This window comes from Kordia jejudonensis, assembly GCF_001005315.1.
GTDB lineage: Bacteria > Bacteroidota > Bacteroidia > Flavobacteriales > Flavobacteriaceae > Kordia > Kordia jejudonensis.
This window is the reverse complement of record NZ_LBMG01000007.1, coordinates 147,912-158,617: the sequence shown is the minus strand read 5'-3', so window position 1 is coordinate 158,617 and position 10,706 is coordinate 147,912. Positions and strand designations below refer to the sequence as shown.

Genomic DNA, 10,706 nt, shown 5'->3' with positions numbered 1-10,706 from the left:
GACAGCATTGATTTTTTGTTTCTTTTGTATCCAGACAAAAGACATAAATTTAATACTACTATGTAAATATAGTTGCTGATCAGTTTAGTATAGATACGAGTTACAAACTCGCGCTAACGAAGTAGATAATGTAGCAATTAATCAATTTGAAAGTATGTTAAATTCTTCATGCTGAACTTGATTCAGCATCACATAAAATAGCTTTTACAAATAGTGCTTCCATGCACTTCTCGATACAAATTTGTTATACAAATTCACTCGAAGTAACGCTTAAAACTTCCTTGCTTGTCATTCTGCACCTGATGCGGAATCCAATTTAAAACCCAATGGATTCCTGCCTACGCAGGAATGACAGTTTTGTAACGATATTCATCGCATTGCTAGCGTGAGTTTGCACTTTAAGAAGTCTCACATTTACTAGCGAAGCAGTCTTTTTTAAAACATCAAACACCTTAAAATCTAGTTCTGCCACTAACACGTTTTCTATTTTTGTACTTTACAAGTTCAATAGCTTTTTCGTAGACTTCATCTTCAATTTCGTCATCAAATATTTTTACACCACTGTATTTTCCAGAGCGCGCATACGACTTTGTGTTCAATGTTTCTTGGTCTAAGAACGCAATGTAATATAGTTTTGTACTGTCTGAATACGAATTTTCTTGTTTTATTTTGAAGAAGTAAATGGTGATATTTCCATCTTCATTTTCTACATTTTTGGTAGTTACAAACGAAATTTCATCTTTATCTTCATCAAAACTGATGTAATTTATCAAGCGTGTTTCGGCATAGCGTTGTTGCGTTTTTAACGAATCGGGCACTATTGCCAATGCATTTTTTTGAGAAAGTTTGTATAGTGTTGATGCCAATGCTTTTTGATCAAAAAATGTTTTTTCTTTTAATGCTTCTGGAATTATTTCTTTTTGCTCTACCAACAACGCTAAGTAGGTTGTCAATGCAGATTTTGAATCTGTTTTGATTAGTTTGTTGAAGAAATCCTGTATATTATTATCTTTTCGGAAAGGAAATAATAATTTCACATAGCGAAGCAACGCATTACTACTTTTAAAACTGTATCGTGTCGATTTTCCTAAGTTCCGTTTGATTTCTATTTTGGCATCATTCAATAATTGATTTTTGTATTTTTTATATGCTTTTGGTTTAATTAAACTACTATCGGTTAATTGCGTTAATAGTTGATAAATAGGAGTTTTGTATTCTTGTATACTTGAATATTTTAACAATTCTGGAAATAAGTCTTTCTTAAGCGCTAAATTATTTTTACCAGCATTAAATAAACGTTCTGTGCCTTTAGAATCTAAAGGAAAATCTTTTTCTAACAGGTCTAAAACCAATTGAAAAGAAGCTTTGTTTTTTTGCTGTATGAGCGTTTTTAGAATGGTAGTTTGTGTTTTTGAATCGTCAAATGCATCAATGTATAATTTTTTAAAAAATGGCTGAATTCGATCGCTTTTAAGCTTTCCGAGTGAAGTAATTAGGTAGTTCTTAATTTTTTCTCGATCTTCTGGAAATTCATGATTTTCCAAGATAGAAATGATGGTATCGGCATGTTTGTCTGTAAACTTAATTTTAGCATACGATTTCAAAACAATGCTATCGTTATTTTTTATACCATCAAAGAAAATTTCGGTTTTATCGGTAAAGACATCTTTTCCAAGCAAGGTGTCTAACGGTTGAAATGTTTCATAAAAATTGCTCACAAATTCAGAAGGTTCAGCAATGGAATCTTCGAGCGTAAGCAAACCATATAATACGCCTTTTTTTAAGATGTTTTTGATATACAAACGCTTTGCACTTGCCGTATCTTTTATACGGTATGTACTGTAAAATGTATCATCTGTTTTCCAAGTTTTTTTGTCTTCAATGACCAATTCTCGCTCGTAGCCTTTTTCAATTGAATTCCAAATGCTGTCTATGTTATGAAACATCTGCAAATCGTGGTATTTCTTGCGTTTTATAAAAATACGTTCGTTACTTTTTGATGTATATACGATTAGTTTTTTGTCTTCCTCATACGCTTTTTGTTTGGTTTTGTAACGCCCGTAACTTGGATTGGTTTCTGGCTGTTTTGCATTTGTTAGTACGGAGAAATGTAGTGATGTGTCAATCACTTTTTTGAACGCTTCGTACGTTGGTTTTTGTAGCTTGAACGAATTGAAATAGGTGGTCGCTTTTTGTTTGTCTTTTCCAATATAGCCCAACAGATAATAACTTTCGTCTTTTACAACCGTTTTTAGGTAAATGTTACTTTGTTGGACACTATCCAACAACGCTTCCGATTCATAACTTTGATAGCCAAAATCGACAAATTCTCCTGCTTTTTTGTTTATATCGAGCTTGTTGTAAAAGTTTTCATGAATGTATTTCGCTTCAAACGCATCTTCTTCAATATAGGTAAAATCGTTGCTCATTACTTCTTTAAAGAAATAATACTGATCGTTAATTTCTGCTTGCAGCAACTTGTTTCCAACATTTTTTGTGTTGTCCGAAATAAAATTTTCAGGAAATAGAAAACTATATTTATTGTATTCAGAAGTATAGGTTTTTAGAGTATCTGAAGGCGATCGGAACGTTACCGAATCAAATATTTCCTTTTCATATTGTAATACAAAATTCTTTTTACCAGCAAATTTAATAATGATAACTTCCAACGGCGTTTTGTAAATATGATATTTTTGGTAATCGCCTTTTTTCGTTTTATTGACAATACTAAATCCTGGAAACGGACTTGTTATTTTTTCTTTCGAAATAATATCGCCCGGAATGTCTTCATACAAAAGCGGATCAATTTCGTCGAGCGTAATTTTTTCTTCATTCGGAAAATGATCGTAAGTGTTTAATCGTGTAATCGTTAAATACGCACCGTTTGTCATGTCTGGAGCCAGATAAAATTTTTGCTCTTTGTATACAAATTCGCGGAGTTCATCAAAGGTTTTTATCGTGATAAATCCATCTGGTGTACTGTATGAATTTAAATACGGTTGTACGTGCAAATCTTCCAATTCAGCTTTCGCTTTGAGCGCAAAATCCGTTTGTTTTGATGTTAATGGTTTTACCGTATAACCTCTATCTTCAAGCATTTGTAACATGCCTTTTTCGCCTGCCAAATGTGCCGCGCCAACACCTGCAAAAACCGTTTTGTGTTGCATTAACGAATCCATTACTATGACCATATTTTCATTGCGTTTAAACAACATGTGTTCACGATAAAAGTCTGTATTTACGGCAGCTCCGATAGAATCTAGCAAGTCAATATTTCGGTCTCTGTACACATCTTCTTGCAGCGTATATTTATTACGTTTTTTAAATTTTTTCTGAAGCCATTCATCTGGTTTTTTCTTCAATCTATTATAAGCGGCACGCGACGTTAGGTACCGTGATTCGGCAATGTCTTCCAAGCTGATAATTGGTTTGTTATTCTTTTTTCCAGCCTGATAAATAAACATATCTAAATACGTTTCTTCCTCAAAATCGTCTGCGCCAGCTTGCTTTCTGTATAAGTAGCCGTTGATGATTCGGTTGTCAAATCGGATAATGCTGCGCACGGTTTCTTTTTTTGAAAACTGCGGATTGAAATTACTTGTGTAAAAATTTCCTCCGTACGATCTGCCTTGCGAACTAGTTGTCATTCGCTCATAATTATGTGCCAGCCAAGTAGTAGGATCTGATTCTAAGGCAACAGTTTCCACTTCATTTAGCGCTTTAAAAAACACATCGTCTAACCGAAACGCCACTTTTTTGCTCACATGCATCGTTCCGTATATATAAGAAGGTTTTTCCATGCCATTACCTGAAACTTCCCAAAGAAGACTCTGTTGCGAATTTGGTTGTTGTGAAAAAAGGATAGTTGTGCAAAAAAGGGATACAATATATATAAAAACTCTCATAAAAATCGGGTGCAATATTAATACCAATAGCTGTTACTGGCAATTTGATACTAATGTACTAAAGATAATCAATCATTCCTGTTAACAGAATCATAATGCCTAAAAATCGTTTTCAAATAAAGTTATAAAGATTTCCTATGATTGAATATTTATTTATTGGATAGAGAGTCGTATTTTTGTTTAAGAAAAATGTTGAAAAAGAAAACAAGTGTGTTTTTGCTTGAAAATTCGTTGCTAAAAACACGCTTTAAACTTAAAAAGAAGATATAGATGAAAGGTGTATTACTCATAAATCTTGGTTCGCCAGATAGCCCAAACCCTAAAGATGTAAAACGATATTTAGCCGAATTTTTAATGGACGAACGCGTAATTGACGTTCCAAAATGGTTGCGTACATTTTTAGTAAAAGGAATTATATTGAATACACGACCGAAAAAGTCTGCAAAAGCGTATCAAAAAATTTGGTGGGATGAAGGTTCGCCATTAATTATTATTTCAGAACGTTTTCAGGAAAAAGTAAAAGCGCGCGCCAAAGTTCCAGTAGCGTTGGGAATGCGTTACGGTTCTATGAGCATCAAAAAAGGCTTGCAAGAATTACACGATCAAGGTGTTGATGACGTATTGGTAGTACCTTTGTATCCGCATTATGCAATGTCTTCTACAGAAACGGTTATTGAAAAAACAAAAGAAGATCAACAACAGCATTTTCCAAATATGGAATTGACTATTTTGCCATCTTTTTACAACCATCCAGATTATATCAGAGTACTTTCTGAAAAAATAAAATCACACTTGGAAGGTGTTGATTACGATCATATTTTATTTTCATATCACGGAATTCCAGAACGACATATTCGCAAGTCCGATCCGACAAAATCGCACTGTAAAATGGACGGAAGCTGTTGCAATACGCCTTCAAAAGCACATCAATATTGTTACAGACATCAATGTTTTGAAACGACCAAAGAAGTGGCAAAATACTTAGACTTGCCAGCAGACAAATATAGCAACTCATTCCAATCGCGTTTGGGTGGCGATCCTTGGTTAAAACCTTATACAGACAAAGAATTTGAACGGTTTCCAACGGAAGGCAAAAAGAATTTAGTAGTCATTACACCTGCATTTGTTTCTGACTGTTTAGAAACTTTAGAGGAAATTGCAATGGAAGGCGAAGAAGAATTCAAAGAAGCTGGTGGAGAACACTACAAACATATTCCATGCTTAAACGATGACGATAGCTGGGTAAAAGTTATGACACGTTGGATTAACGAATGGAGCGTAACATCTAAAGAAGAAGTAACAGCTTAATGGCAAACAAAGCCTCTGCCGAACTCGGTAACGCGCCCATTGGAAAACTGCTCATTGCACAAGCACTTCCTGCGTCTATAGGAATACTTGTAATGTCACTAAATATGGTAGTTGATACCATTTTTGTTGGGCAATGGATTGGTCCTATGGCAATTGCCGCAATTACGGTTGTGGTGCCGCTTACTTTTTTAATTGCTTCTATTGGAATGGCAATTGGAGTTGGTGGAGCGTCCATTATTTCTAGGGCTTTAGGGAGAGACGATCACGACAAAGCACAACGTACGTTTGGAAATCAAATTGTATTATCGTTAGGATTGTCTGTTTTCTTTGTAATTATTGGATTAATTTTTAAAGAACAGGCATTGGCATTATTTGGTGCGAATGGTAAAATTTTCGGTCCAGCCGAAATATACTATGAAATCATCATGTATTGCATTCCGTTTTTAGCTTTGTGCATGACCGGAAATCCGGTGGTTAGAGCAGAAGGGAAGCCGAAATTTGCAATGGTCGCTTTGATTCTTCCTGCTATCGGGAACATTCTCTTTGACTATATTTTTATCAATGTGTTAGACATGGGAATGGCTGGTGCCGCTTGGGCAACGTCCATTTCATACTTTATATGTTTTGTATTTATCTATTGGTTTTTCTTCTCAAAATATAGTGAACTCAAAATACGTTTGCGCTGTTTTAAGTTAGAAAAAGCTATTGTTCGTGAAATTACAGAATTGGGCGGCGTAACGTTGGCACGACAAGGAATGGTTAGTATTTTATCTATTATTCTAAATCACACCTTATTCACGTATGGCGGCGAAACTTCGGTTACTATTTATGGAATAATAAGTCGAATGCTCATGTTTGCATTGTTTCCCGTTATGGGAATTTCGCAAGGTTTCTTGCCCATTGCAGGATTTAATTATGGAGCTGATAAGTTGGCGCGTGTGCGCGAAAGCATCAATATTTCTATTAAATACGGAACAGGTTTGGCGTTGGTTATTTTTGCTATTATTATGTTTTTTCCAGAGCAAATTACGGCTGTATTTACTACTGATGAAGTCGTTATTAGAGATGCGCCAAATGCATTGCGCTGGGTTTTCTTAGTGACGCCGTTAATTGCTGTACAAATGATTGGTGCTGGATATTTTCAAGCTATTGGAAAAGCGGTTCCAGCATTGCTTTTGACACTCACAAAACAAGGATTTTTCCTGATTCCATTGATTCTTATTTTGCCAACATATTATGGAATATTTGGTGTTTGGGTTTCCTTTCCAATTGCAGATTTGTTGTCAACCATTCTTACAGGTTGGTATCTTAACAGAGAAGTTAAGCGAACGTTGAGGTAGAAAAATAATATTTCAATTGTTTTCGAGAAATCTTTGAAAACATGTTATGAAACGAGCAGATCTCGATACAAAAATCCTCCTGAATTTTCACTTGATCTGACGAATTGATAAATCAACAAAAACAATCAATTTTGATGGAGTTCAATCACTTTTTCCAACATTGCATCTCCTTTGTTGAGTTGTTGTTGGTAACCATTTCCACCATATAATTGTTCTACAAAAATGGCTTTGATGTGTCGTTTTATTTGCGCTGCATATTTTTCAATGTAGATACGTTGGTTACGCTTGGCGCTTAAAAAGTCGGTGTATTCTTCTAACAAAGCATCGTCAACTTCAAAATTATTCATGAATTCTTCAAACGATTGATTACTATATGTTATTCTATCTGCTTCCAGTTTACTGAATACAAAATCTTCAATATATCCAATGATTTTAGAGCGTAATCCTCTTTCAAGTGATAGTTCTTCTGGTGTAAATGATAGTGGCACAAATACATCGGGAATGATACCGCCGCCGCCGTATACAATTTTCCCTTTAGGGGTTTCAAATTTTAATGAATCGGCAACTTTGATGCTATCCATAGATTGCAATTCTCCTGTGCGGAATCGTTTGTAATATTCATCAAAATAATCGTCGTTTCCTTTTTTGTACGAACGCTGAATTGATCGCCCAGTCGGTGTGTAATATCTTGATATTGTGAGTCGTACTACAGATCCATCTCCTAATGGCATTGGACGTTGCACGAGTCCTTTACCAAACGAGCGTCTTCCCACAATAGTTCCTTTGTCATTGTCTTGCAATGCGCCTGCAATGATTTCACTTGCTGAAGCTGATTTTTCATTAATTAGTACATAAATTTCAGCATTTTCGAACTCGCCTTCGTCTGTTGCATAGTATTTTTCGACTTCTCCTTTTTTATCTTTTGTAAATAAAATCAGTTTTCCGTCTTTTAAGAATTCATCTGCAATTTGTTGTGTTACGTCTAAAATTCCTCCTGGATTGTCTCGCAAATCCAACGCTAAATTTTTAGCGCCTTTTCGTTGTAAATCGTTTAATGCTGTTTTGAATTCATCATACGTAGTTTCTGCAAAACGGTTAATTTTTATATAGCCCAAATCGTCTGTTAGCATATAGTTTGCAATGACACTTTTGATGGGAACTTTTGCACGTTTTAGATCGATTGTGATGACTTCATCAGTTTTTTTACGATAAATATTGAGTTTTACGGGACTTCCTTCAACATCTTTTAGTTTGGAAATGATTTGCGTATTGATATAATTTTTCCCGTGTAGTGTGTCTTTATTTGCTGTTAGTATACGATCTCCTCCTTGAATTCCAGCCGCTACACTTGGCCCGCCTTCTAGTGTTCGAATAACGGTTAATGTATCATTTACCATATCAAACCGAATTCCTAAACCTACAAAATCACCTTGCATGTTTTCGGCAACGCGTTTTTCTTCTTCCGAAGGAATATAGACCGAATGCGGATCTAGGTTTTCCATGATATTTTTTACCGTAGCATCTACAATGCTGTCTACATCAATATCATCCACATATTCGTAATCGATATAATCAATAAGTTTGTTGAGTTTGTCTTTGCTTGTGTTTGAAGAAAACAGCTTTTCTGGAGTAGCGCTAAAGTTTAGTTTTCCGCCAATAACTACTCCTATCGCAACTGCTGCTGCAATGATTACTGGAAGTAGATATTGTGTTGTTTTATTCAAAAGTTTTTATTTTAGGAAGCATCAATTGTAGGAATGTGTTCTACTTCAACGCCTGCTTTTTGTAAAAATTGTATGCCTGAATCATCTTTATATGCATCTACATAGACAACTCTTCTGATTCCTGATTGATGAATGAGTTTGCTACACTCCTTGCACGGCGACATTGTAATGTATAAGGTTGCATCCACGCAGGACTGTGTAGAAGCGGCTACTTTTAAAATAGCGTTCGCCTCCGCATGTAATACGTACCATTTGGTATAGCCTTCTTCATCTTCACAGAAATTTTCAAATCCTGAAGGTGTTCCGTTGTATCCATCAGAAATGATCATTCTATCTTTTACAATAATCGCGCCGACTTGTTTACGTTTGCAATACGAGAGTTTTCCCCATTCTTTTGCCATGCGTAAATAGGCATGATCATATTTTGCTTGTTTTTGTTTTGGCATGACCAAATTTAAAGTTTTTACAGCTAAAAAAAGCAACTTCTTAGAGTTGCTTTTGTCTTCTTAACGAAGATATTGGGTTTCTTTTGGAATCACAATAGCTTTGTTGTTAATTTTTTACAAAATTCCTGGCACTATTTCAGAATAACACGGTTTGCAATCTGTTTCTTCTGTATCACAGTCACAAGTGTGTACTTCTGTACAGTTGCATGTGCAGGTTCCTTCACAATCAGTTTCTCCACCGCCAGCTCTTCCTCCACGTAAATCGTGAAAGGTTAGTTTTGAAATTTGTTTTTTGTTTAATCCTAATTTAGAAATTACTCTTTTTTTCATAATGATATGTTTAATGTTAATCGTTCCTAAGCTAGAAAACATATTTGATGAATCAAAATTCTATTTTTATTTTAGATAAAATTAACATCAATGATATGGATTGCAATTCCTAATACAATTGCCGAAACCACCATTACCCAATCTCTTTTGGAGAATCGGAATATGGTTTGAAACACAAATGAAAGCACTAAAACAACGAGTACTACTATGATTTGTGCAACTTCTACACCAAGAGCAAATTCTAACATTGGCACCAATTTTCCGCTGACGCCAGAAGTGATGGTTTTGAAGTAGTTTGAAAACGCTAGTCCATGAATTAAACCAAAAAATAGTGCCGCAATTAGTAGTAATACCAATTTCGTTTTGTTACTATTTTTTCCAGCCGTAAATATGTTAAATAAGGCGGTTGCCAAAATGGTTATGTAGACTAATAATTCGGCTAAATTGGCTTTTACTGAAATGACTCCGTAGGTTGAGAGAATCAGCGAAAGTGTATGTCCTATAGTGAAAACGGTGACAAGCCAAAACACGCGTTTCCAGTCTTTAAAGGTGTAGGCTACCGTGAGGACAATTAGAAATAATACATGATCATATCCGTTTAAATCTAGCACATGATTGAGTCCTAGTTTGAAGTAGATCAAAAAATCATTCATCATAAGATTATGTTTTTAGGTTTGGGGTTTGTGCATCAAACTTACACTATATTTTTATATTTTAAAAGCCGCGTTCTTTTTGCAATTGTTCATATGCTTTTTGTACTTGTTGAAACTTTTCTTTGGCACCTTTTATATGTTCTTCGCCCAAGTGCTGTACTTTATCGGGATGGTATTTTTTCACCATTTTACGATAGGCTTTTTTCACTTCACTATCGGAAACCGATTTGTCAATTTCTAAGATTTTATAAGCGCTATCGGTTGCATTGTAAAACATTGCTTTGATCGATTCAAAATCGCGATTGTTGATGTAGAGATATCCTGCAATTTTTTCAATGAGTGCTACTTCTTCTTCACTTACATGACCGTCAGCTTTGGTAACACCAAATAAATAGTGTAATAGTTGCAAACGCGACGAGTGGTCCATGTGTGTTTGTATCTGCTGGCATATTTGACGTGTAGAAATGTCTTTCTTTTTCAGTACGCCATTGAACAACTGAAACGCATGATTGGCACGTTCTTTACCGTACATTTTCACAAAATAGCTTCGTACATAGTCCAATTCGGCTTCTGAAACTTCGCCATCTACTTTCATTACAATTGCGGAAAGGACTAACAGGCTTATTTCAAAGTCACCTGATTTGGTTTGTTCACGCTTTTGAGCTGGTTTTCTGCGTCTGCGTTTTTCGTAAATAGGATCTTGTTGTCTACGACTTCCACGTTTTTCTTTTGGCGGTTCTAGTAATAATCCTTTTGAAGTTGCTTTGTCTAAGGCTGTTCCTATAGCAAATCCAATAGCGGCACCAATGGGACCACCAAGTGTCCAACCTAACGCGCCTCCAATCCAGCTTGCAAATCCACTCATATATTTAGTTTCTGTTTGTTTTTTATCAAAGATACATTTTCCAAAGAAAAAAATATCAAAATTTCCAAAGAAGCCTCCATTATGATTTTTTTAACGATTCCTCTTTGATTTATAAAAAGATTATTCCTACATTTA

Annotated in this window: 8 protein-coding genes; 2 read left to right on the top strand and 6 right to left on the bottom strand. The window is 35.2% G+C overall.

Translation table 11 applies throughout. The features are described from left to right. Positions 1-452: 452 nt before the first annotated feature. Positions 453-3,905, bottom strand: a complete 3,453-nt coding sequence (locus AA089_RS05745) for a TraB/GumN family protein (RefSeq protein ID WP_046755968.1) — start codon at positions 3,903-3,905, stop codon at positions 453-455. Between the two features lie 270 nt (positions 3,906-4,175). Between AA089_RS05745 and hemH the strand changes: the two genes are divergently transcribed. Next, positions 4,176-5,213, top strand: a complete 1,038-nt coding sequence (gene hemH / locus AA089_RS05740) for a ferrochelatase (protein WP_046755967.1) — start codon at positions 4,176-4,178, stop codon at positions 5,211-5,213. Beyond that, positions 5,213-6,553, top strand: coding sequence for an MATE family efflux transporter (locus tag AA089_RS05735; RefSeq protein ID WP_046755966.1), 1,341 nt, complete (start codon positions 5,213-5,215; stop codon positions 6,551-6,553). The genes hemH and AA089_RS05735 overlap by 1 nt, the downstream gene beginning before the upstream one ends. Before the next feature lie 125 nt (positions 6,554-6,678). Here the strand turns inward: AA089_RS05735 and AA089_RS05730 are convergent, their stop codons facing one another. From AA089_RS05730 to AA089_RS05710, 5 genes are all read right to left on the bottom strand, one after another. Continuing rightward, positions 6,679-8,277, bottom strand: coding sequence for a S41 family peptidase (locus AA089_RS05730; protein ID WP_046755965.1), 1,599 nt, complete (start codon positions 8,275-8,277; stop codon positions 6,679-6,681). Between the two features lie 11 nt (positions 8,278-8,288). After that, complete coding sequence (locus AA089_RS05725; protein WP_046755964.1) at positions 8,289-8,723, bottom strand: deoxycytidylate deaminase; 435 nt, start codon at positions 8,721-8,723, stop codon at positions 8,289-8,291. A 114-nt stretch (positions 8,724-8,837) separates the two neighbouring features. After that, positions 8,838-9,053: a hypothetical protein gene (locus AA089_RS05720; protein WP_156168916.1), complete on the bottom strand. Its 216-nt coding sequence runs from the start codon at positions 9,051-9,053 to the stop codon at positions 8,838-8,840. Positions 9,054-9,124: 71 nt separating this feature from the next. Then, entirely contained in the window at positions 9,125-9,706 is a 582-nt protein-coding gene (locus tag AA089_RS05715; RefSeq protein ID WP_046755962.1) for a HupE/UreJ family protein, read from the bottom strand. A gap of 61 nt (positions 9,707-9,767) precedes the next feature. Next, on the bottom strand, positions 9,768-10,571 hold the full coding sequence (locus AA089_RS05710; protein WP_046755961.1) for a TerB family tellurite resistance protein: 804 nt from the start codon (positions 10,569-10,571) through the stop codon (positions 9,768-9,770). Between the last annotated feature and the right edge of the window lie 135 nt (positions 10,572-10,706).